This window comes from Saccharibacillus sp. CPCC 101409 (assembly GCF_030518235.1).
Taxonomy (GTDB): Bacteria; Bacillota; Bacilli; order Paenibacillales; family Paenibacillaceae; genus Saccharibacillus.
In genome coordinates this window covers 314296-336843 of record NZ_JAULSA010000003.1, presented here as the reverse complement: position 1 = coordinate 336843, position 22548 = coordinate 314296, and the positions used below count along the sequence as shown (strand labels likewise).

17 protein-coding genes and 1 pseudogene are annotated in these 22548 nt (G+C 60.1%); 4 read left to right on the top strand and 14 right to left on the bottom strand.

Annotated features, from left to right (window positions below; all coding sequences use genetic code 11):
- Positions 1-34 precede the first annotated feature (34 nt).
- From QWJ34_RS09400 to QWJ34_RS09390, 3 genes are all read right to left on the bottom strand, one after another.
- Positions 35-1081 (bottom strand): ABC transporter substrate-binding protein, encoded by a 1047-nt coding sequence (locus tag QWJ34_RS09400; protein ID WP_302727223.1) that lies wholly within the window; start codon positions 1079-1081, stop codon positions 35-37.
- A 370-nt stretch (positions 1082-1451) separates the two neighbouring features.
- Positions 1452-4115, bottom strand: coding sequence for a cation-translocating P-type ATPase (locus tag QWJ34_RS09395; RefSeq protein WP_302727222.1), 2664 nt, complete (start codon positions 4113-4115; stop codon positions 1452-1454).
- A 147-nt stretch (positions 4116-4262) separates the two neighbouring features.
- Positions 4263-5795, bottom strand: a complete 1533-nt coding sequence (locus tag QWJ34_RS09390; RefSeq protein WP_302727220.1) for a DUF4153 domain-containing protein — start codon at positions 5793-5795, stop codon at positions 4263-4265.
- Positions 5796-5984: 189 nt separating this feature from the next.
- On the opposite strand from QWJ34_RS09390, the gene QWJ34_RS09385 reads away from it, so the two are divergent.
- Complete coding sequence (locus QWJ34_RS09385; RefSeq protein ID WP_302727218.1) at positions 5985-7817, top strand: ABC transporter substrate-binding protein; 1833 nt, start codon at positions 5985-5987, stop codon at positions 7815-7817.
- A 64-nt stretch (positions 7818-7881) separates the two neighbouring features.
- On the opposite strand, the gene QWJ34_RS09380 is transcribed toward QWJ34_RS09385, so the two are convergent.
- The 3 genes and pseudogenes from QWJ34_RS09380 to QWJ34_RS09370 all read right to left on the bottom strand — a co-directional run.
- The gene (locus QWJ34_RS09380; RefSeq protein WP_302727216.1) at positions 7882-8559 is read right to left on the bottom strand and encodes a hypothetical protein; all 678 of its coding nucleotides are present in this window, start codon (positions 8557-8559) and stop codon (positions 7882-7884) included.
- Positions 8560-8577: 18 nt separating this feature from the next.
- Entirely contained in the window at positions 8578-9237 is a 660-nt protein-coding gene (locus QWJ34_RS09375) for a zinc-dependent metalloprotease family protein (protein ID WP_302727214.1), read from the bottom strand.
- Between the two features lie 58 nt (positions 9238-9295).
- A pseudogene (locus QWJ34_RS09370) lies at positions 9296-9469 on the bottom strand (winged helix-turn-helix transcriptional regulator); the annotation flags it as partial.
- A 23-nt stretch (positions 9470-9492) separates the two neighbouring features.
- Between QWJ34_RS09370 and QWJ34_RS09365 the strand changes: the two are divergent.
- Together QWJ34_RS09365 and QWJ34_RS09360 are read left to right on the top strand one after the other, a co-directional pair.
- Complete coding sequence (locus QWJ34_RS09365; protein WP_302727502.1) at positions 9493-9756, top strand: zinc-binding dehydrogenase; 264 nt, start codon at positions 9493-9495, stop codon at positions 9754-9756.
- A gap of 166 nt (positions 9757-9922) precedes the next feature.
- The gene (locus QWJ34_RS09360) at positions 9923-10291 is read left to right on the top strand and encodes a VOC family protein (protein ID WP_302727212.1); all 369 of its coding nucleotides are present in this window, start codon (positions 9923-9925) and stop codon (positions 10289-10291) included.
- A gap of 171 nt (positions 10292-10462) precedes the next feature.
- Here QWJ34_RS09360 and QWJ34_RS09355 read toward each other — a convergent pair whose 3' ends face one another.
- The 5 genes from QWJ34_RS09355 to QWJ34_RS09335 are packed head-to-tail and all read right to left on the bottom strand — an operon-like array spanning position 10463 to position 16136.
- Positions 10463-12001 (bottom strand): extracellular solute-binding protein, encoded by a 1539-nt coding sequence (locus tag QWJ34_RS09355; RefSeq protein WP_302727211.1) that lies wholly within the window; start codon positions 11999-12001, stop codon positions 10463-10465.
- A 51-nt stretch (positions 12002-12052) separates the two neighbouring features.
- Positions 12053-12919 (bottom strand): carbohydrate ABC transporter permease, encoded by an 867-nt coding sequence (locus tag QWJ34_RS09350; protein ID WP_302727210.1) that lies wholly within the window; start codon positions 12917-12919, stop codon positions 12053-12055.
- Positions 12920-12941: 22 nt separating this feature from the next.
- Positions 12942-13934 carry an ABC transporter permease gene (locus QWJ34_RS09345; protein ID WP_302727208.1) on the bottom strand — a complete coding sequence of 331 codons (993 nt, stop codon included), beginning with the start codon at positions 13932-13934 and terminating at the stop codon, positions 12942-12944.
- A 2-nt stretch (positions 13935-13936) separates the two neighbouring features.
- A complete protein-coding gene (locus tag QWJ34_RS09340) occupies positions 13937-15133 on the bottom strand; it encodes a Gfo/Idh/MocA family oxidoreductase (RefSeq protein WP_302727207.1) in 1197 nt (398 codons plus the stop codon).
- A complete protein-coding gene (locus tag QWJ34_RS09335) occupies positions 15120-16136 on the bottom strand; it encodes a Gfo/Idh/MocA family protein (protein WP_302727205.1) in 1017 nt (338 codons plus the stop codon). Before QWJ34_RS09335 ends, QWJ34_RS09340 begins: the two co-directional genes overlap by 14 nt.
- Positions 16137-16368: 232 nt before the next feature.
- On the opposite strand from QWJ34_RS09335, the gene QWJ34_RS09330 reads away from it, so the two are divergent.
- Entirely contained in the window at positions 16369-18648 is a 2280-nt protein-coding gene (locus QWJ34_RS09330; protein ID WP_302727203.1) for an AraC family transcriptional regulator, read from the top strand.
- Positions 18649-19162: 514 nt separating this feature from the next.
- Here the strand turns inward: QWJ34_RS09330 and QWJ34_RS09325 are convergent.
- From QWJ34_RS09325 to QWJ34_RS09315, 3 genes are all read right to left on the bottom strand, one after another.
- On the bottom strand, positions 19163-20290 hold the full coding sequence (locus tag QWJ34_RS09325; RefSeq protein ID WP_302727202.1) for a GNAT family N-acetyltransferase: 1128 nt from the start codon (positions 20288-20290) through the stop codon (positions 19163-19165).
- A gap of 90 nt (positions 20291-20380) precedes the next feature.
- Positions 20381-21457, bottom strand: a complete 1077-nt coding sequence (locus tag QWJ34_RS09320) for a dihydrodipicolinate synthase family protein (RefSeq protein WP_302727201.1) — start codon at positions 21455-21457, stop codon at positions 20381-20383.
- A gap of 2 nt (positions 21458-21459) precedes the next feature.
- A complete protein-coding gene (locus tag QWJ34_RS09315; protein ID WP_302727199.1) occupies positions 21460-22476 on the bottom strand; it encodes an NAD-dependent epimerase/dehydratase family protein in 1017 nt (338 codons plus the stop codon).
- Positions 22477-22548 lie beyond the last annotated feature (72 nt).

Genomic DNA, 22548 nt, shown 5'->3' with positions numbered 1-22548 from the left:
TGAAGTTATTCGTAATTTTGCCGTAAACGCGCGCTTACTGCCCGCCGGCTACGCTCGACAGCACATCGTCGATAATCTTGCCGTTGGCGATTGCGCCGGTATAGAGCCAGCTCGAATCGCCCGTAAATTCGTAAACCTGGCCTTCTTTGACGGCCGGGATGTTTTTCCATACCGGATCGGACAGCACCTGATCTTTGTCTTTGCCGCTGGCGTTGACCAGGAACAGGTAATCGGCGTCGATGTCGGCCAGCAGCTCAAGCGACAGGCTGCTCCAGTTCGATTCGCTCGATTCCGACGCCTGCTTGACGATATCCGGCACGGTCATGCCCAGGTCGTTATAGATTACGTCGCCGCTGGACAGATTCTGGTTCACGACAAAGACGTCTTTTTCCAGCACCCACAGCACGGCCGCTTTTTTGGCTCCGCCGGTCGCTTCGTCGACTTTCGTCTTCGCGTCCGCCGCTTTGGCGTCGTAGTCGTCCAGCACTTTCTGCGCTTCGTCCTTCTTGCCCAGCACGTCGCCGATCGTCAGCAGTTCGTCTCTCCAGTCGTTGTTCTCCGCGCCGCCCACGACGTAAGTCGGAGCGATTGCCGAATACTGCTTGTACTTCTCGCCCGCCACCAGGTCCGGCCCGTCGATCAGAATCAGGTCCGGCGAATAGCTGGCGACCACTTCCGGCGGCAGGTCGAACGGGATTCCGGGAACGCCGGACAGCGAATCCTGCAGATAAGCCTGTACTTGATCGCTCTTAATCATCCACTGGGCGACCGGCTTCACGCCGAGCGCGACCAGATTGTCTTCCAGGTACGACGCGATGATCGCTTTCGGTTCGGCCGGAATCGTGACTTCGTGATCCATCGCGTCTTTCATGACGCGGTCTTCGGCCGGCGCCGCCGCGTCGGTCGTCGTTTCGTTCGCGGCCGTTTCGTTCGCCGCGCCGTCCGTTGTCGCCGCTTGTTCAGTCTGCGTGTCGTTCGTCGCCGCTTTTTCCGTGCCCGCGTCGTTCGAGCACGCGCTGACCACCAGCGCCAGTCCGCCGATTACTGTAAAAGCCAAATGTTTGAACGTCTTTCTTTTCATCTCTACATAGCCCCCGTTATGTCGATATTTATACTGATAATGATTCTCATATTCACCAATATAACGTGTGGGTGGAGAATGTGCAAGGAGTTTGGGAAAAGAAGCGCCGGATTTCGGCGCTTCGGGTTGTCCTAGAAAGTCCTATTCGTAAAAGAAGTAAAAAGGCTGCGGAGAACTTTCGTTACGGTCGCGTGTTGAAACCAGGAAGATTGATTAGATTTTCATGGTATCTTCCCGGTTTCAAAGGCGAACGCTATCGCTCCTTCACTGAAATTTCTCCTCCGCCGATTCTTCTTTTTCAAATAGACTTTCTGAACAACTCAACGGACCGGAATGCGGCTCTTTTTTTGAGGGTGAGGATGGGGACGGTTTAATTTCGCGCTTCATTTCGCGAAAGGCGGACACGGACCACTTTGACGATCTCCATCAGGATAACGGACGCCAGGGCCAGGCCGGCGGCGAGCAGCCATTGATTCCAGCCGAAAGCGGCCGGGATCGAGAAGATCTCGCGCACGCCGGGCAGCAGGGTGACGACGTAGAGCACAAAGCAGAACAGCACGGCGCCAAGCACGTATTTGTTGGCGAAGAAGCCTGCGCCGAAAGCGGTCTGCACCTGCGAGCGGGCGGCGAACGTCTGGAGGGTGCGCGCCAGGATCAAGGTGGTGAACGCCATGGCGACGCTCATTTCCGGCGATTCCAGGAGGCCCAGGTACTGCGAGACGATGACGGCCGCGCCGATCAGGACGCCGCGCGTGATGACGGTCGCAAGCGTTCCGCCGGCAAAGATGCCTTCGTCGATATCCCGCGGTTTGCGGCGCATGACGTCGGGTTCGGCTTTCTCCATGCCGAGCGCGATCGCCGGCAGAGAGTCGTTCAGCAGGTTGATAAACAGCAGCTGCAGCGCGGTGAACGGATTGATCCAGTCGAAGATGAGCGCGAACAGGATCGCGATAATCGCGCCCAGGTTGCCGGAGAACAGGTACGCGATCGACTTCTTGATATTGTCGAACACGGTCCGGCCGACTTCGACGGCGCTGACGATCGACACGAAGTTGTCGTCGGTCAGCACCATCGCCGCCGAATTCTTCGCCACGTCGGTACCGCTGCCCATCGCGACGCCGATATCGGCCTGCTTGAGCGCGGGCGCGTCGTTGACGCCGTCGCCGGTCATGGACGTGATGCGGCCCTTTTTCTGCCAGGCGCGCACGATGCGGATCTTGTTCTCCGGCGATACGCGCGCGTAGACGGCGATATGCTCCAGCCGCCCGTCCAGTTCTTCGTCGGACAGGGCGTCCAGCTCGCGGCCGGTCAGCGCTTCGTCGCCTTCTTCCATCAGTCCGATCTCGCGGCCGATCGCCTGGGCGGTCGTCTTGTGGTCGCCCGTAATCATTACCGGACGGATACCGGCGCTGATCGCTTCCGCGATCGCGTCGTACACTTCGTCCCGCGGCGGGTCGATCATCGCCGTCAGGCCGACGAAGACCAGTTCGTTCTCGTCGTTTTCGCCGACCGAAGCCCCTCCTGCCAGCTCCCTGTAGCCGAACGCCAGCACGCGCAGCGCACGGTTCGAGAAGTCTTCGTTGCGTCCGCGGATCTTTTCCAGCCATTCGTCGGTAAAAGGACGTTCCTCGCCGCCGACGAGAATGCCGGAGCAGCGTCCGAGCAGCACGTCGGGGCCGCCTTTGACCAGCAGCAGCCGCCGTCCGTCTATCGTGTGCACGGTGGACATCAGCTTGCGGTCGGAATCGAACGGAATCTCGTCCTCGCGCTCGTATTCGTTCCGGACCTGCTCGTGATCGCGGTTCTTCTTGGAACTGTAGGCGAGCAGCGCCGTCTCGGTCGGGTCGCCGATTTCTTTGCCGTCCTCCCCGATGCGCGAATCGTTGCACAGCACGGCGATCCGCATCAGCCACTGCTCGGAATCGGTCCATTCGCCCGGATCGTCCGGCATTTCCCCTTCGCGGCCGTCCGGCACGTAATCGTCGACGACCGTCATTTTGTTCTGAGTCAGCGTGCCGGTCTTGTCGGTGCAGATCACGCTCGTCGAGCCGAGCGTCTCCACCGCCGGCAGCCGCCGGATAATCGCGTGGCGCTTCGCCATCTTGTTCGTGCCGACCGCCAGCACGATGGTGACGATCGACGACAGCGCTTCGGGAATCGCGGCGACCGCGACGGCCACGGCGAACATAAACGAGTTCAGGATCGCGCCCGTCATATCGCCGTCCGCGCCTCCCCCGCCCGAGAACCATTCGCGCCCGGCTTCGACGCCGAAGATCACGACGCACAGCGCCAGGATAAACACACCCAGCTTCTTGCTGAAACTTTCCAGTTTGCGCTGGAGCGGCGTCTGCTTGGCTTCCGCGCTTTCCAGCAGTCCGGCGATCTTGCCGATCTCCGAATTCGCTCCCGTTCCGGTCACCGCCATCGCGGCGCGTCCGTACACGACGAGCGCTCCGCTGAACGCCATATTTTTGCGGTCGCCGATTCCGGCTTCCTCGTCGATGACGTCCGTGTGCTTTTCCGCCGGTTCCGATTCGCCCGTCAGCATGCCTTCGTCCGTCTTGAGCGAACCGCTTTCCAGCAGCCGTCCGTCGGCCGGGACGTAGTCGCCCGCTTCCAGCAGCACGATATCGCCGGGCACCACTTCGCGCGCCTCCACCGTCGTCACCTGTCCGCCGCGTTTGACTTTCGCCGCCGGCGCGGACATCTGCTTCAGCGCGTCGAGCGAGCTTTCGGCTTTCTTGGTCTGCACGACGCCGATCGCCGAGTTCATGACCAGCACGGCGAAAATGATAACCGATTCGATCACTTCGCCCAGCGCAAGCTGCACGACGGCCGCCGCCAGCAGCACAATGACCATGGGGTCTTTAAAAGATTCCAGAATCAGCTTCCAGACCGGATCTTTCTCCCGGTCTTTCAGTTCGTTGTACCCGTATTCCTTGAGCCGCCTGTCCGCTTCCTGCGGATCGAGGCCGTCGGCCCGGGTTTGCAGCTCCTCCAGCGTTTCTTCGGGGCTTGAACGGTAAAACTCCATGAAATTCCTCCTTCGTCATTCGGCGCGGACCGGATATTCACGGATGCCGGGGTCGGGGCTTACCCGGCCGCTTTCCCCTTTTTACCCCGAAGAAGGAGGCTTGGTTCCAAGAATTAAGTGAACTTTTCAGTAAATTTTCTGCGATATTCAATCATTTACATACTGTTCTTCCAGCAGCCGATGCGCCCGGAATTGCGACAGCGTCCACGATTGCCAGCTCGATTTGTCGCCGGCGGTGGTCGCCCATCTTTGCCGCAGCATCTCGTCCAGCTCGTCTCTTCCGGCGTTTCTCGCTTGGATCAGCACGGGCACGGCGTCGTCGGACAAGAGGTTCAGGTACCCAAGATCCATCTCCGCGCCAGCCGTTGCCCGTCCCAGGTTCAGCACGGCGATCATGCGGTCCATGCAGACGTAGTTGATCGCCAGATAAGAGCATACGGCGAGGGCGACCGACCATTTGGCGAGCGACAGCCTGCGCATCCCGACACACACTCCGAACAGAAGCAGCAGCAGGAACAGGAAGATCATGAACGCATGCACCAGAAACCGCAGCTGCGTATAGCCGTAAGCCTGCTCGTACAGCGCCAGCCGCGAGAAAGCCGACCCCAGCATCCCGATCGAGCAGAACACGAGCAGGTACAGCAGCGCGCGGTTGAATCTTCCGATCGCGCCCGTGCCCGTTGTCGAACCGTACAGCCCGAGCACCAGCACGCCCAGATTGATAAACGTCACGCCGATCAGCTCGCCGAAGCCGCTGCGCGCATACTCCGCGTACGAAGCCGATTCCGGCAGAATGCCGCTCCAGGCGCCGAACAGATAGGAGAATTGAAGCGCGACGAACAGCAGATACACCAGATTGATGACCGTCAGCAGCGTGGCGAGCACAACCGGTTCGAGCTTGAGCGGCGGGTCTTCGATCATGACCGGCTGCGGCCCCTGAACGGGCGGAGCGAAGCGCGGCGTGAGGAATCCCGACACATAAGTAAAAAAGAAAATTGCGAACACCAGCGCCCAGATACTCCGTCCCAGTCCGCCTTCAAGAGACAAACGCGACAGCAGATCGGGCAGGCGATCCAGCATCCCGCGCAGCACGCCGTCCGCCGAAACCAGCAGCATGCCCACGATAATCAGGATCGGCGCAGCAAGCAGCAGCCCGTACACGATTTGTTTGAACGCGCGGGATCTCTCCCGCTCTTCTTCGTTTCCTTTTCCCGCGCCCGGACGGCGAAACAGCCGGAACAGATCCGGGATATGCAGAATCGTCTGGCGCAGCAGATGACCGAACGCATCCGGAAGCAGCCTCAGATCGGCCCAGTCCCGGCGCTTCGCACCTAACAGATACGTGACCTGCCAGGCGAGCAGCGCCGGCAGCGCAAGCAGGTTCAGCAGGTAAAACGCAATATTGGCGAACAGCGCATAAGTCATCGAAAGCAGCAGCACGGCGAGCGTCAGCAGGATGCCGGCGCGGTCCGGCGCGCGCATCGCGCCCCGGCCGAACGTCCACAGATAAAGCTCGAACAAGATCACGAACAGCGGCACGGACAGACCCGGCGCCTGCTCGTAGAACAGCAGCTGATGCGCGGCTCCGAGCAGGAGCGCGGCGGCCGGAAGCAGCAGCGGGTGCCGATCCGGCCTCAGCGAAGAACGGCTGTCCGGAGGGTGAAGCGGCGTATCGTTCATTTGGCAATACCTCCCGATAGAAACGGCCGAGCCTGAACGCACAGACGGGGCCGCTTACGTTTGAACTGTATTCTTTTCCCATTGTAGATGATAAAATAAGAAAATAAATAGAAAGGTTCGGGAGTGTTTTTTCGTATTTTGCGAAGATAGACGGACGATGGAACGGACCGATAAAAAGGAGGCCGAACGATGAAGCTGCACAGGCAGTTCCTGCTGCTGCACGAGCGGTACGGAGCGGAAAAGGAAACGCAGACGACGCTGGCCGAGGTGGCGGACACGCTGGACTGCACGCATCGCAGCGCGCTGACGGTGATCGGGAAAATGGCCGACGCCGGCTGGATCGAATGGTCGTCGAAGCGCGGGCGGGGCAAACGTTCGGGACTGTCGTTTCGCATAACGCCGGAGGAGATCGCGGCCCGGTCGGTCGCGGAAGCGATCGGCCGCGGCGATATCCGCGGCGTCGCGGGCGAATTCGGCGGCGAAGCGCCGACGCCGGCCATGCGGGACCGGCTGCGGGATTCGCTGCGGGATTATTTCGGCCATCACTCGGAAACGCGGACCGGGCGGCAGGTGGACACGCTGCGGCTGCCGATCCGCCAGCAGCTGCATTCGCTCGATCCGCTGCGGACCAATCTGCTCGCCGAATCGTTCGTCGCCGGGCATGTGTTCGACGGACTGGTCCGGCAGGAGGAAGGAACCGACGGCATCCTGCCCGCGCTGGCGCATTACTGGGAGTCGGACGACAGCGGCCGGGTGTGGACGTTCTATCTGCGCAAAGACGTGCAGTTTCACGACGGGCGGGTATTGGACGCGGAGGATGTAGTCTATACGTTCGAGCGGATGAAAAGACTGCCGGAACGCACATTGTACGGGTTTATGTTCCGCAACGCGGAGAAAGTGTCAGCGGCGGGACCGCTGACGGTGCGTATCGCGCTGCGCCGCGCGCACGCGCTGTTCCTGCCGTTTCTGTGCACGAGCCGGGCGGCGATCGTGCCCAAAGAAAAGCGCGGACGCGGCGGCGCGGCGGCGGAATTCGGCCGCCGGCCGGTCGGCACCGGCCCGTTCAAGGTGACGCAGCTGAGCCGCGACCTGTGCGTGCTGGAAGCGTTCGGGCCGTACTTCATGGGCCGGGCCCATCTGGACCGGGTGGAGATCGTCAATATCCCCTGGCGGATGCAGACCGGGGATGAAAGCGGCGGCGAAACGGAATCGCCGTTTCAGATTCTGCCGGGCTCGGCGGGGGCCGGAGGCGGCAGGGCCGAGGACGACGGGCATTCGGGCGAAGAGCGGCGGCGCGGCGAATGGAGCCGCGCGCACGCGGAAGTGTTCTCGCGCAAGTTCGTGACGTGCAACACGAAAAGCGGCCCGCTGCGCGACCCTGCGCTGCGGACCGCCGTGATGGACGCGCTGGCCGCGAAGGAATCGGCCGTTGGGGCGGGAACTCCTGCACCGGCAGACGGGCCGGCGCAGGCGAAAGCCTCAGGCGGCGAATCTCCGCCCGGACCGGCTGCCGAAGCGGCGCGCGCGGATTCCTGCGCTTCCGAGCCCCCGGCGGTGCCCGAACTCGGCCTGGTCACCATTCCCCAGTACCGCAAAGACGCCGCTCTCATCCGGGAGCGGCTGGAACGAAGCGGCTATGCGTGCCGGGTCAAGATCGTCCCGGTCGAGGACTTCAAAGGCGCGGCCCGCCTGCAGACGGACCTGATCCTGTTCTCGCTGATCCGCGACCGCGACGAACATCTAAGGCTGTTCGACCTGTATCTGACGCTGTCCGAACATACCGATTCGCAGACCCGGCAGTTTATCCGCCGGTCGCTGAGCCGCGTCGCCGGCGAAGAAACGCCGCGCCGCCGCGCGCTGGAGCTGGACGCGATCGAAGCCCGGCTGATCGCGGAGCATCAGTTGCGCGTGCTGTACGAAGTCCCGCTCCAAACGTCGTATCTGCCGAGCGTGCGCGGCCTGCGCTTCGGCGGTCAGGGCTGGGTGGACTTGCGGACGGTATGGTTCCCGCCGAGCCCTTAACGCCCCAGAAGCGGTATAAATTCTTGCCTGTGCGCTTTTATCCATTTTGACGGCCGCTCCCGGTTCAATCCGTCTTGATCGAGCGTACCCGATCAATCAAGTTTTGCAGAGTTTTTCCATCTGTCTGTTCCGTAAAAGACTTCATTTCTTCATCTTGTCCCTGAAAGGCGGACAGCACATAATTTTCGTCAACAACATAGTAAGTCCCATAGCGGGTAAAAGAATAGCTTCCTTGCTGCTCGTCGCCAACACCTTTTTTGATAGCTGTCAAAATTTCCATGCCCGGCTGAAGCTGTGGTTCGACGTCTTGCAGCTCGGAGTTATAAATGAGGTTGACATCTCCGGATACTTCTTCGCCGGCGACAAGTTCGCGCACTTTAACCTTATAAGAAATGAAATCAGCCGAAGGAGGCCCTTCTCCATTGGCTTTTTCTTTGTCTGCCAAGTTTCCTTCCGGCGTGCCCGGTTCTGCAATCAATTCAACTTCAAGATCGGGATTCTGTTCAACGACTTCAGCAATGATTACAGAATCTGCATAAGAAAGAACTTCTTCGAACGGAATGTCCCTCATTTCAACATTGGGGGAGCTTGCTTGCGATAACGGATATTCACTGCGTAATTCCTGAATTCTTTCCGAAGTTAACGACAAGCTATTCTCGGCAGGCTTCGCAGTATTGGAGCTGGAACACGCTGTTAACGTTACCGCCAATATAGCCAGCACGAGTATTGAGATTTTTTTCATATTCGCTTCTCCTTTCACTTAATATTTTCCATTCAAATCAGTTGTATCGTGTGCTTTTGGCGTGTAGTAACCTTCATAATTCCCCCATGTACGCATGATGGACTCTGCCGTAACAGGATAATAAATATCATTAGGATGTCCTAAACCTAAGACGTGACCAATCTCATGAGTCATCACGGCAACTCTGTGATTTCCCGGATTTGTTTTACTATAGTTAGAAGCGTACGGTGTCATGTAAATTTGGGCCGATGCTATCTTTTTTGAAGAATTCTGCACAGTTGACGCATTGATTGTTGAGCCATTTGTATCATACAAATCTGTTACAGCTATGATGCCTACTCCCGTAATACCAAATCTATTATCCCAATAAGTTTTAGTAGCCGCTGCCATATCTACATTCGAAGAGCTAAATGCAGTTTGATTGATTATAACTTTTTGAGAATAAGTATCCCATAAAATTGAGGCTGACTGATAAGCACTGTTATAAGAAGCATCCAAATTATCTCCATTTATTTTCAAATATGCTTGTCCATTGCTTAAATTCGCCCACTTTATCGGGATAGGGGTCCAGTTCGGAGAGCTCCCGGTATAATACATCTCATGTGCTTGAACTTTAGAAACAAAAGCCAAAACAAATAAGGAAAAAAATAAAATCAAAGACTTCTTAATTATTTTCATTCATATACCTCCTTTTTATTATATATATTCATTAAACAAGTTAATTGTATTTTAAACCCATAATTGGTTCCAGCGCGCGGCCGAAGTCGGTCAGCGAATATTCGACTTTGGGCGGGATTTGCTGGTAGACTTCGCGGTGCACAATGCCGTCTTTTTCCAGCTCGCGCAGCTGCAAAGTCAGCATTCGCCGGGTGATGGTCGGGCAGATGCGGCGGAATTCGTTGAACCGCTGTAGAGACCGCCCAGCCGGTCGATCTGCTCAAGCTCAAAGACAAAAGCGGCACGTTCGCCTGGGAGCTGATGTTTACCCGTCTCCTGTTCGGAACGCCGGACGTGATCCGCCAGCACGAACTGCTGAACGCGACCGCCGATCTGGTGGACGACGGCCAAACCGTCACGACGCTGACCGAACGCCTGTCGCCGTTCAACGCGACCAATCTGCGCGAAGCGCACCGCCGTATCGAGACCGGCAGCATGATCGGGAAGCTGGTGGTGGAAGGGTTCGGGGAAGAAGCGTAGCGGAAATTGCGCACTGCCGGCTTTTATAAAAATATATCGAAAAAAAGCTTCCGAAAAAAAGACGGAGCGCTACTGACATACTGCTGGCAGGAGAGGGATTGTACACTTGAACTATAGAAAATGAATTTGCAATCCAATCAACCGCACCTACAAGGAGGACAACCCTATGCCGGCAATCGGCCCGGACTTTATCTCGCTTCAAGTCAGCAATCTCGAACGCTCCGCCGAATTTTATCAAAGCCATCTCGGACTCGTCCGTTCGCAGGCGGGACCGCCTCATGCCGTCGTTTTCGACACAAAGCCGATCACGTTCGCTCTTCGCGACCTGCTGCCGGGCGTCGAACTCGGGCCGGGCGCCCGGCCCGGACTCGGCGTGGCGCTGTGGCTGCACGCCCCCGATGCGCAGGAAATTCACGACAAGCTCGCCGCGGTGGGCGTAGAGATCGCTTCCGCGCCCATAGACGGACCGTTCGGACGCACGTTTACGTTCGCCGACCCGGACGGCTATCTGGTGACTCTGCACAGCAAAGCCTGAGACGCGGATCAACAAGACAAAGCCGGCAAAATCAAGCAAACCGCGCGCACCGATACGTAATCGGCGCGCGCGGTTTGCGTTTGGCCCGGACATACCCGCAGAGGCCCGGATATACCCGTACAGGTCCGGACAGCTTGTTCCGTCCGGCCACGGGACCGGCCCGGCGCCCTGTTATTTCACGGCCGCTTTGGCGCGTTCGGACGCTTTCTTGTAGATATCCAGGATTTCTTCGTAGCCCAGCTTCTTCTGCTCTTCGACGAACTGGTCCCACTCGTCGAAGCTGCGAGTGCCGATAATGAACTTGGCGAAGTTCTCGTCGCGGTGGCTGTTCAGCGAATCGCCTTTGGTGCTCAGCACCTGCTGCTCTTCCGGCGCGAACGCCGGCAGCGACTGCTTCTCCCCGTCGTACTGCGGCGCCTGTTCGTAAGCGGACTGCAGCTCCGGCGAAGACACGGAGATATGCGAGTCGAAATCGAACCAGGTGTACGTGCCGTCGGTGGACAAGCCCGTCTTTTTGCGCAGATCGGTGATGTCCGTGTATTTCTCGATAAAAGCGTCGCCCCGGTACGTCTCGCCTTCTTTGCCCCAGCTTACCGCCTTGCGGCCGTCTTCCGAGTAGAAGTAGTCGATAAACTTGACGATGTCCTTGATCTTCGGCGACTTCGACGAGATCATAAAGCCTTCTTCCATCGTGGCCGTGAATACGTTCTTCTGCGGTCCGTCCAGCGCCGCCGGAGGCGCCATGAAGCTCATCGAGAAATCCGGATTGTCCGGCCGCAGCGCGAAGTTGTAGAAGTCGATCCGCCCGATATAATCGAGCGTGATAAACGCCCGGTTCGTCGAGACGATATCCTGCCACATCTTTGTGTCGATCGTCAGGAAGTCTTTCGGAATCAGCCCTTCTTTATAAAATTTGTTGAAGTACATCAGCATTTCTTTGTACTCATCCTGCACCGCCGCGTACTTCCACTCGCCCGTCGCTTCGTCCGGATAGAAGCTGGCTTTGTTCGTTTCGACCGGAGCCGGAACGCCGAAGCCCGCGCCGAAATCCTGGAAGTAGCGCAGCCCGCCCCGGAACGTCAGCGGATAACTGTCGGGGTAAGCGGCTTTCAGCTTTTTGAGCGTATCGTACAATTCGTCCCAGTTCTTCGGCGGCGCCAGGTTCAGCTCCTTGAAGACGTCTTCGCGGTACATCCAGGTCCGGCGGTTCGACTCGCCCAGCCCTTCGTTCGGGAATACGTACATTTTGCCGTCGTAGGACAGCACGTTCTGCGTTTCGACCGGGTGCTGCTCCATCCACGCTTTGAAATTCGGCATTTCGTCCACATAATCGAGGATATTCACAAGCGCGCCCTGCTGGCCGAATTTGTCGGCAGTCGCTTTTTGCTGCGTCCACATCAGGTCGGGCATATCGCCGGAAGCGATCGTCAGGCTCAGCGCGTCTTCCAGCAGATTGCCGGCCGGCACCTGCACGTCGAGCGTCACGCCCGTTTTCTCCTTGATATATTCCCACACTTTCCAGTTGGCGTCGTACGGCCAGCTCGGGTTGCTGTAATCGAGAAAAGTCAGCGTTTGCCCCGGCGTTTCTCCGGACGCGTCCGCGGAGCCGCCTTCATTGCTTTTCGTCGTGGACGATCCGTCCGAACACGCTCCCAGCAGCAGACCGCACCCCATGACAACGGATAACACGCCGGTAAACTTTTTGCGCATATTTGCCCCTCGCTTTCTGTGATTGACGATTGGGTACTGCCCGACAAACCGTTAACCTTTCACCGATCCGATCAGCGCGCCTTTGGCGAAATACTTTTGCAGGAACGGGTACACCAGCAGGATCGGAACGGTCGTGACGATAATGGTGGCGTACTTGAGCGATTCGTCGACGATCATGCCGTCCCCGCCGATCCCGGCCGCTCCGCTCGCGCTGGCGTTGCCCTGAAGCACCATGTTGCGCACGATGACCTGGAGCGGAAACAGATCCGCATCCCGCAGATACAGCAGCGCCGAGAAGAAGTTGTTCCAGATCGCGACGCCGTAGAATAATCCGATAGTGGCCAGAATCGCTTTGGAGAGCGGAAGCACCAGCCGGAAAAAGATCCCGATATCGTTCAGCCCGTCGATCTTGCCGGACTCCTCCACCTCCTGCGGCAGCGCCGAGAAGAAGGTCCGCATGACGAGCAGGTTCCACGTACTGACCGCGCCCGGCAGCACCATCGCCCAGATCGTATCGATCAGGTGGTAGCTGCGCACGACGAGGAACGTCGGGATCATGCCGCCGCTGAAAAAAAGCGTCACGATCACCAGGATCATAAACGTCCGGCGAAGAAGCATGTCTTGCTTGGACAGCGCGTACGCGCCGGCGGCCGTAATCAGAAGGGAAATCGACGTGCCGAGCAGCGTATACAGGATCGTATTGAGGTAAGCCCGCCCGATCGCCGCGTTTTCGAATACGACCGCATAAGTGCGCAGATTGATTTCTTTGGGCCATAAGTACACCTGTCCTTTGAGGACCGGCACCGTGCCGCTGAGCGAGACGGCGAGCATATAAACGAACGGATACAGCGCGGTGACGGCCAGCCCGGCCAGCACCAGGTACAGCAGGACGTCGAAGACGCCGAATTTCGGTTTCATATCGCTTCTCCTCCCCGGTTCGTCACCACAGGCTTGTTCCGCTGACGCGGCGGCTGATCCAGTTGGCGGTAAAAATAAAGAACAGGTTCACCAGGCTCGCAAACAGGTCGATCGCCGTGCCGTAGCTGTAATTCATCGCCTGAATGCCGGTCCGGTACACGTAAGTGCTGAGCACGTCCGCGGTCGAGTAGATGGACGGATTCTGCATGAGCAGCACTTTTTCAAACCCGATATCCAGCACATGGCCGACATTGAGGATAAGCAGCGTCACGATCGCGGGCACGATGCCGGGCAGCGTCACGTGGCGGAGCTGGTGCCAGCGGCTCGCTCCGTCCACCGTCGCCGCCTCGTACAGCAGCGGGTCGATGGCGCTCAGCGCGGCCAGATAGATAATCGTTTCCCAGCCGATGTGCTGCCAGATTTCCGACAGGATGTAGAGACTCCGGAAGTAGTTCTCGTTCTGCATAAAATTGATCGAATCGTGCCCGAACCAGCCGATTGCCTGATTGACGATGCCGCCTGTCGGAGACAGGAACAGCGCCATCATGCCGACCACCACCACGTTCGAGATAAAATGCGGCAGGTAGCTGATCGTTTGCACGACCCGCTTGACGAGCGCGATGCGTACTTCGTTGAGCAGCAGCGCCAGGATGACGGGAGCCGGAAAACCGAACAAAATCTTGTACGCGCCGAGCACGATCGTATTCTTGACCAGCTTCATGGAATCGGGACTTTCGAAAAAAAGAGTATAGTGCTTCAGTCCGACCCACGGGCTGTCCCACACGCCCTGAAACGGATTGTAATCCTTGAACGAGATCAGGATGCCGAACATGGGCACGTATTTGAACATCAGATAGTAGATCAAAGCCGGCAGAAACAGCAGAAACAGATACTTGCTTCGGTTCCATCTTACTCGAAACAGCGCCGCTTTGGACGCCCCTGCCCCGGATGCCCCGGCCGCGGAACCGATATCCGGCGGTGCCGAAGGCGATGGATCGATCGTCGATTCGCTCATAATCAGGCCTCCTTGTCCGGCGCTTGAGCCGTATTGGTCGAGCTTCCTTGAAGTTTCACCCGGACGCCCGTTTCCGCGCTGCGGTTCGCGGCTTCCAGGAAACGCACGATCTCCAGCGTTTCGCGCGGATCGACGGGGCCGGGTCCGCCCGCCAGAAAAGCGATCACGGCTTCGAGCTGGCTTTCCAGATAAGGTTTGTCGCTTGCCCGGACTTCGAACGAATGCGATAATCGCGTCCCGTGCAGCGTGCCGCCGAAGCTTTCGCCGCCCGCGCGGCCGCCCCGGATCGTGCCGATCCGGCCGTCCGCCCAGATCCCGGTCAAGACGTCGTGGCCCTGCGTCCGCGCCGCGAAGACTTCGACGCAGCCGGGTCCCAGCGCCCGCAGCAGCATCTCCGCCGTGTGGATGCCGTACCAGAAGTAGCCGGCCTGGGTCGGCTGCATCGGCATCGGACCGTACAGGTCCGCGCCTCGGACCGCGCTGCGCGCGAAGGCGGAGGAACGCGCTGCGCGCGCGGCCTGCGGCTCCGGCGAAAGCTGAGATTCGCCGGCGGCGGGCGGCTCCGCCAAGGAAAAGCGCGGCCCGCCGGCAGGCGAGGCTTCCGCGTCCGCCACGGCGCGAATCGCTTCGCTCAGCGCTTCGGCGTGCCTGAGCGACGAAGCGCTCATCCACGGCGCGCCGTACCGGGCGGCCGCGCGGCGCATCCGCTCCGCGTCGCCCGAAGACAGGGCGAACGGCTTGTCCACGAAGATCGGCTTGCCGTAGGCCGCCATGATCCCGAACAGCTCCGGCCGGGTCCGGCCGTCGACCGCCTCCAGCATCCAGGCGTCGCACTCCTTCGCCACGGCTTCGATGGAATCGAGCATCGCCACGCCGAAGTCGCTTTGCAGCTCGCGGACGAATCCGTCCAGCCGCTCCGCGCTCAGCGGGAAATCGGGCGAAGGCTCGCCCGGCCAGGCCGCGGTCAGGGTCGCGCCGGCAAAAGCCGGAGCGGGGCCGGGCGCCGTAACCGCGCCTCGATCCGCTTGCGCGGCCGCGCCGGCGGCGCCCGGATTTGCCGCAGCCGCAGGCGGCGCCATATACGGCGCCGCCCCGCCGTTCAGCAGCCGGGCAAACGTCCGCACTCTCGGATTGTCGAGTCCGATCATGCCGATGCGCAGGACCCCGGCGGACGAATCCCGCCCGTTACCGCCGCGCATGACGAGCGTCCTCCGAACCGGCCGCCTGTTCCACTTCGATCTCCGCGCCTCGCTCGCTCGACAGATACAGGCTTTGCACAGCCGCGACCACGCTGCGGGAATACGCCATGGAGCATTCCGGCTCCCGGTCTTCCCGGATCGCGCCGAGCAGATCTTCGAGCTGCCGGACGAACGGGTCCGGCTGCGGAGGCACCGGCAGCTTGCGGTACTCTTTGCCTTCGCCGATCCACAGCCCGCTGCCGGTCCGCAGCTTCAAGCTGCCGCCGGTAAAGCGCAGCTCCGTTTCGTCCACGACGCCGCCGGGATGTCCCGATACCCCGAGCGTAGCCGGGACGCCCGCCGACGTTTCCAGCAGCGCGCAGCCCCCGCTTTCCACGTCGCCGCGCGTCGGGGTGTAGTCGACCACCGCTTTCACCCGGGTAATGCGACCGCCGGTCAGCCACTGGATCTTGTCGATGCAGTGCGAGCCAAGATTGGTCAGGATGCCGCCGCCGGCTTTGGAATGTTCGAAGAACCAGTCCGGCCGTCCCGGCAGATCGTACTGCTGATGCCGGGTATCGCCGATCATCACCAGCCGGCCGAGCCGGCCGCTGTCGATCCACGCCTTCGCCTCCAGATTCTCCGCCATGTAATGCTGCGTATGGCCCACCATCACCCGGACGCCGCCCGCTTTTGCCGCCGCGATTATCCCGTCGCATTCGCGGACGTTCAGCGCCATCGGCTTTTCGAGCAGGATATGGATGCCCCGCTCCGCCGCAAACTTCGCCGCCTCCGCGTGCAGGTAATGAGGCAAAGTCACCACGACGAGATCCGGCTTTTCCCGAACGATCATGTCCTTGTAATCGGTATAAGACGAAAGGCCGTATTCCGCCGCCAGTCTGTCCGCTCGCCGCTTCTGCACATCGGCAATCGCGCAGGCACGGATATCCGGGAGCGACTTCATGGCCTCCAGATGAAACCGCGCGATATTGCCGGCGCCGAGCACGGCCGTGCGATAAAGCATGCTGCCCACCTCCCTGTCATGTTTCGAGAGCAATCATAACAAGCGGGTCCGCGAGCCGCTATTAGGCTATTTTTTGTTTCTTCTCTAAAATTTAAATCATTGTCCGTTGTTGGCGAAAATCATGAAAAAAGATAAGTTTTCGAAGCGAAGAGAATTGAGAGGTAAACTGACACCGGCTTATACTTAAAAGGTGCAGCGTTCCCGATCACGATCGAAGAAAGGAAACCGGAGTATGGACTGGACGACAAAAAAACGGCGCGGCGCGGCTCGAAATCAAACGTCTCTTTTCTACACTTTGTTCAGCAGCTTCATCGCGGTCATCGTGCTGCTGACGTCGCTCAATCTGGCGGCTTACAGCTTTTTTAGCGACAACATCAAGAAAGAGATCATCCTCAACAGCAGCCTGAACCTGGAAGCGACGGCGGCCAATTACGAAAAGCATATCAAGCTCATCCGCAATTTCATGCTCGGCTATCTGTTCGACAACGACACGCAGATCCTGAAGCGCGGCAATCCGATGCGCCGTTACGAGGTGGTCGTCGACGCCCAGCGCTCGCTGCACCTCAACTTGAACAACACGCTGCTGTATCTGGACAACCTGATCTACTATTTTAAAAACGATAATTTCGTGATCGAACGCGACGGCACCCGCGACGCTTCGACGATGTTTAACAAATTCTACGTCCAGTCCGGCTACACGCAGAAGTTCTGGGACGGGGAAATGGAGAGCGAAGAAAGTTTCCGCGTGTATCCGGCGGCTTCGTTCCGTTCGGACGCGGCGTTCCAGCAGCAGGCGCTCGGCACGTTTATCCCGGTTATGGTCAAGAACGCCTACGATCACGGCTTTGCGTTTATCGCCCTGCTGGACGGCAGCAGGATTTACGAAGCGTTCCACCAGAACAAGCCGGACAGCCACTTTTTTATCGTCGGCGGGCAGGGGGAACTGCTGTTTCTGTCCTCAGATTCCGAAGGCTTCGTCCCCGACCGAACCGCGCTTGAGCAAAAAGGAACCGGTTATGTGCGCGTCGGCGACGGTTACTATTTCTACCGGACGGGCGCGGAGACGGGTTTCACTTATTTCGAAGCCGTGTCCGACCGCGGACTCGCCCGCCAGATGGACCGGCTGAACGCGGTGATGGGCACGCTGCTGGTCTTGTCCCTCCTGATCGGACTGGCCGTATCCTACTGGTTCTCCAGACGCTTCCACAATCCGCTGGCGGCCATGATCCGTTCGGCGCAGTCGCTGAGCGCGGTCGGCGTCCCGGTGGGCGAAGGCAGCCGGATCAAGGAATTCAATCTGCTGCGCAGCGCGCTGAGCGATCTGTCGAGTTCCAAAGAAGAGTACCGCAAAGACCTGCTCGCCAAAAACAACCTGCTCCAGCAGTTCGCTTATATGTCGCGGCTCAAGAAGATCAACGGGGGCGGCGAGCTGCTGCCCACCCCGATCGATACGGACGGGCCGTACCGACTCGTCCTGTCGCAGATCGAATTCAAGGAGCGGTTCGCCCGGGAGATCGCCAACGCGCCGCAGCGGGCTTTCAATATGTACAAGGAATTGATCGGCGCCCATTTCTCGAGCGTCTACGACAACTCGCTGACGTTCCAGCTGGAGCAGGACCAGATTCTGTCCATTCTGTTCGTCAAAGAAGAAGGAGCGGCGCGGCAGCCGGACAATCTGGACCAACTGGTCGGCCTGCTCGCCACCGATATCCCGTACTGCAACTTCACGCTGGCGATCAGCCCGGCGCGCTACCGCTCCGCCGATTTCGCCGAGACGTACCAGGATGTGCTGGACCTGATCAAGCAGCGCAGGCTGGGCGAAGACGTGCAGGTGATCGGCGAGTGGGTGCCGCAGCCTTCGCTGATGATTCCTTCGTCGGCCGAAGAACAGGAGCTGATCGCCAATTTGCAGTCGGGCTGCGACGAGATTACCGTTCCGCTGGTGGACCGGCTGCTCGACGATCTGGAACGCGCGGGCGCGCTCGCCCAGCAGTTCCAGGACTTCGCCAAAGACGTCGTCAACCGCACGGTCAAGATCATGTACGCGCGCAATCTGCCGCTTAATACGCTGGCGGAAGGCGGTTCGCCGTACGACCTGCTCAAATCTTGCCATACGCTGGACCAGTACAAAGCGTTCTTCCACGGCCTGCTGTCCCGCTCCGCTTCGGCGATCCGCGATAAGAAATCCGAGACGGACATCATCATCAAGTTCGTGACGGACTACGTCGAGGAGCACTACGGCGACGACCTGTCGCTCGATATGATCGCGGGCAAGCTGGGCATCACCGGGCCGTATCTCTCCACCTATTACAAGGAGAAGACCGGCACCAATTTCAGCGAATACATCCTGTCCGTCCGCATGCACAAAGCGACGGAGATGCTGCGCGAAACCGACCTGAAGATCCAGGAAATCGCCGCCCTGGTCGGCTACTACACCGTCGCTTCGTTCAACCGCGTGTTCAAACGCTTCACCGGCATCACGCCGAGCGAGTTCCGCAGGCATCATCGTTGAGTTGAGTTGAATTGAGTTGAGTGGAGAGGCGCGAGCACGATTGCTGCGGATACGCAGCAATTCCGGCGGTTTGGAACTAAAAAGGCGGGCATTGATGCGTATGCGCAGCAATTTTTGTCCGATCAGGCCCTTTGCAAAACAATTTGGTCTTTGGAGGCCGGAAATGATGCGGATCTGCATCATTCCCTTCGTTTGGCCGCTTAATCGGCCGAATTTGATGCCGATTTGCATCATTTCTTTCGCACGGGTGCTTGAACCCGATCAATTGGCCTGCCAAGTGCTTGATCGGCTTGGATGAACGCGGATCGGCCGCCCGATATTACCGCGCATCGCAAAAAGAACCTTCATTCTCCGCCGCAGCGGAAGAGGAAGGTTCTTGCGGTTGGCGTGATTCTGATTGGCCCGGCCTCTGTTGGCCTGGCCCCTGTTGTCCGGGTTCCTATTGGCCGGGGTCCTGTTGGCCCGGTTCCTGTTGGCCGGGGTCCTGTTGGCCGGGGTCCTGTTGGCGGGGTTTCTAAACTTCGGCCGAAGCGCATTCGCCGCTAAGCGGCTCCAGCGTCTTATCGTACTTCGCGTAGCGTTTCCACGGCGTATAGCCGAGTTTGCCGTAGAATTCGACGAACGGCGTCGTGTCGATCACGATATGCCGCATCCCCGCCAGGCGCAGCGCGCGGTCGGCCGCCTGCACGATCGCCAGGCCGTAGCCGCCTCCGCGGCAGGCCGGATCGATGCCGAGCGGGCCGATCCCGCCCAGTTCGCCTTCGAACAGCGGCGCCCAGTAGACGTTCTGGGCCAGCAGCGGCGAGCGCTGCGTGTTCATCCGGCAGAAGCCGGCCAGCCGGCCTTCCAGCTCAAGCAGCATGTACTCGCGGCCCGTCCCGCCGCTGTTCCAGTAGTCGCGCTGCTGAAGATCCCAGCCGCCCGGAAAGCAGCGCGCCATAAACGCGGTCAGCGCTTCCCGGTCCCCGGGCCGGGCGGCGCGGAACACCGCTTTGCCTGCTTCTCCCGTTTTTCCCGCTTTTACCGCTTTTCCCGCTCCTGTCGCTTCCACCGCTTCTACCGCTTCTATCGCCTCTTCGGCTTCTCCCGCTCCTATCGCTCCTTGCGCCCCCGACGCTTCCTTGGCGCGTTCGGCTCCCGCCGCCTCCGCCGCCCCGTAATGATTCACCAGATCGAACGCATCTTCGCGATGCGTATAGCCCCTGCGCTCCAGCCAGGCGCGCGCAGCGGTCGATTCCGCCGGAACGCCGGGGAACATCCGGCGGTGCAGATCGCCGCCCAGCACGATCCGCCGGGCTCCGGCCTGCCGCAGCGCCTCTTCGGCCCGGCTCAGCAGCAGGCTGCCGATCCCCCGGCCCCGGCCGGCCGGGGAGACGACGAGCGCCTGAATCCAGCCGGTATCCGGCCGCAGTCCGAAGCGCAGCTCGTCGCCCGGCCGCGGAAACTTGGCCGTTACCAACCCCGCGGCCGGCCCGGCCGGCGTCTCGCGCGCGATCCATGAGCCGGCGCGCAGCAGCCGGACGTCTTCGACCGTATTCTGCCGCAGCAGCCGCTCCCGCATGGGAAATACCGCTCCCCATGCTTCGTTCCACAGCGCTTCCGCTTCTTGCAGATGCTTTTCTTCAAAAGTTTCCAGCCGCACAGCCGCTCCTCCTTGCATGCTCGACGTCGATTGCCGCGCTGTCCGATTGCCCGCCTGCCCGGCTTTTCCGGTCTGCGGGCCGATTCGGCTTTACGCTCTCCACTCCGCCAGGCCCGCCGCGACAAACTCGTCGTCGTTCAGCCGCGGGTACTGCGCGTAAACCCGGTCGATCTCTTCGCTCTGGCCGGGCGACAGCATCTCCTCGGGATTCAAACACCAGGTTCCTTGCATCAGCCCCTGCCGGACCAGCACTTCGTGAATGCCCGGGATGCAGCCGGCAAAGCCGTGCGCCGGATCGAAAAAAGCGGCGTTCGTATCGGTAACCTGAACCGCTCTCGTCAGCCATTCGCGGTCGAGCGAGCTTCCGCTCCGCACCGCTTTGATCTCCTCCAGCAGTTCCACCGCCCGGCGGGTCCAGACCGCCCAGTGGCCTAGCAGTCCTCCGACCACTTCTTTCTCGACCGTTCCGCCGTCCGTTTCGAACCGGAACGTCGTCAGCAGATCGGCCACGATATTGTCGTCGTTGCCGGTGTAGAGCGCAATCTCGTCGCGGCGCGGCGAGTGGCAGACCGCGCGGACCACATCCAGCGTCTGGTAGCGGTTGAACGGGGCCATTTTGATCGCGACCACATTCGGAATATCCGCAAAGCGCCGCCAGAACCCGTAGCTGAACGCGCGGCCGCCCACCGAAGGCTGCAAGTAAAAGCCGATTACCGGCATCTTTTCCGCTACCCGGCGCGTGCGTTCGAGCAGTCCTTCTTCGCTCAGATCGCCGAGGCCGCCCATGCTGAGCAGCGCCGCGTCGTAGCCGAGTCGGATCGCAGTCTCCGTTTCCGACAGCGCCTGGCCAAGCGGGCCGCAGATTCCCGCCACCCGGATAAACGGCCTGCCGATCCCGGCGCGTTCGACTTCTTCGGACGCCAGCGCCAGCACCGTTTCGAACAGATCGTGCCGCGGCTCGCGGATCTCGAACTGGGTAGAATGTACGCCTACGGCGATTCCTCCCGCGCCCGAAGCGAGATAATAACGGGTCAGCGCGCGCTGGCTCTGCTCGTCCAGCCGGCGGTTCTCGTCCAGGGCGAGCGGGTGGGCGGGAATCACCAGGCCGCCATGCAGCGCGGCGCTTTGTTCGGGCGACAGCCGCCGCGCGGATTCACGGTTCGTCATGGTCAGAAATTCCCCTTTCGTTCCTGAAAATGCGTCGGCTTGTTCCAGACTTCTCCGCCCCCGGCCACCCACTCCGCCGTCCAGTCGATCATCCGCAGCAGCGATACGCCCGGATAGCCGAACAGAGCGTGCGCTTTGGAGGCGTTGTTCAGCAGCGCCGTTTCCGCTTCTTCGCCGGCGAATCGCGCTTCCCTGCCCAGCCGCTCCGCAAAAGCGTTCGCCGCCCAACGGATCGAGAACGTCTCCGGGCCGGTCACGTTCACGACGTTCGGCGGACTCTCGCACCGGGTCAGGCAGCGCAGCGCAATCGCATTGGCGTCGCCCTGCCAGATGACGTTGGCAAAGCCCATGGTCAGGTCGATCTCCCGCCCTTCATGAACCGCCTTCGCCAATTCGAGCAGCACGCCGTAGCGCATGTCGATCGCGTAATTCAGCCGGTACATGACCATCGGGGTGCCGTTCTTGCGCGAATGGTATTCGAAGATGCGCTCGCGCCCCAGCGTGGACTGCGCGTACTCGCCGAGCGGCTCGGGCGCGGTCCGCTCGTCCGCTCCGCCGCTTGCGACCGGACGGAACGGATAGATATTGCCCGACGAGAACACGACGATGCGCGAATCTTTGTACTTTTCCGCCACGCGCCCCGGCAAATAAGTGTTCATCGCCCAGGTAAAATGCTCGCGTCCTTTGGTGCCGAATTTGTTGCCCGCCATGTAGATCACGTTCGCCGCGTCCGGAAGCGCGCGCAGCGCTTCGTCGTCGAGCAGGTCGCAGGAGATCGCGGTCACGCCGGCCGCTTCCAGCTCCGCGCGGGCCTCGGCGTCGGAGAAGCGCGATACGCCGATCACCTTTTTATCCAGTCCGCCTTCGCGAATCGCGTTTGCGGCGAGCCTTGCCAGGCTGGGGCCCATCTTGCCGCCCGCGCCCAGCAGCACCAGGTCGCCGGGCACCGAACGCAGATCGCGAATCAGCGCCTCCGTCGGTTTCGCCAGCACCTCTTCCAGTTGTTCGATCGTTTTCAAGCCGTACCGCTCCTTCCGTCTGAGCTTTTTTTCAAGCATACGACGGTCCGGGATATAAAGACAGGACGTTAA

Bases quoted from the DNA above. Each gene is read 5' to 3' on its own strand.
- QWJ34_RS09345 (WP_302727208.1), bottom strand. From the start codon at position 13,934: ATGAGCGAATCGACGATCGATCCATCGCCTTCGGCACCGCCGGATATC.
- QWJ34_RS09380 (WP_302727216.1), bottom strand. From the start codon at position 8,559: ATGAAAAAAATCTCAATACTCGTGCTGGCTATATTGGCGGTAACGTTA.
- QWJ34_RS09320 (WP_302727201.1), bottom strand. From the start codon at position 21,457: ATGACGAACCGTGAATCCGCGCGGCGGCTGTCGCCCGAACAAAGCGCC.
- QWJ34_RS09395 (WP_302727222.1), bottom strand. From the start codon at position 4,115: ATGGAGTTTTACCGTTCAAGCCCCGAAGAAACGCTGGAGGAGCTGCAA.
- QWJ34_RS09390 (WP_302727220.1), bottom strand. From the start codon at position 5,795: ATGAACGATACGCCGCTTCACCCTCCGGACAGCCGTTCTTCGCTGAGG.
- QWJ34_RS09400 (WP_302727223.1), bottom strand. From the start codon at position 1,081: ATGAAAAGAAAGACGTTCAAACATTTGGCTTTTACAGTAATCGGCGGA.
- QWJ34_RS09355 (WP_302727211.1), bottom strand. From the start codon at position 12,001: ATGCGCAAAAAGTTTACCGGCGTGTTATCCGTTGTCATGGGGTGCGGT.
- QWJ34_RS09360 (WP_302727212.1), top strand. From the start codon at position 9,923: ATGCCGGCAATCGGCCCGGACTTTATCTCGCTTCAAGTCAGCAATCTC.
- QWJ34_RS09330 (WP_302727203.1), top strand. From the start codon at position 16,369: ATGGACTGGACGACAAAAAAACGGCGCGGCGCGGCTCGAAATCAAACG.
- QWJ34_RS09385 (WP_302727218.1), top strand. From the start codon at position 5,985: ATGAAGCTGCACAGGCAGTTCCTGCTGCTGCACGAGCGGTACGGAGCG.
- QWJ34_RS09340 (WP_302727207.1), bottom strand. From the start codon at position 15,133: ATGCGCGGCGGTAACGGGCGGGATTCGTCCGCCGGGGTCCTGCGCATC.
- QWJ34_RS09375 (WP_302727214.1), bottom strand. From the start codon at position 9,237: ATGAAAATAATTAAGAAGTCTTTGATTTTATTTTTTTCCTTATTTGTT.
- QWJ34_RS09350 (WP_302727210.1), bottom strand. From the start codon at position 12,919: ATGAAACCGAAATTCGGCGTCTTCGACGTCCTGCTGTACCTGGTGCTG.
- QWJ34_RS09335 (WP_302727205.1), bottom strand. From the start codon at position 16,136: ATGCTTTATCGCACGGCCGTGCTCGGCGCCGGCAATATCGCGCGGTTT.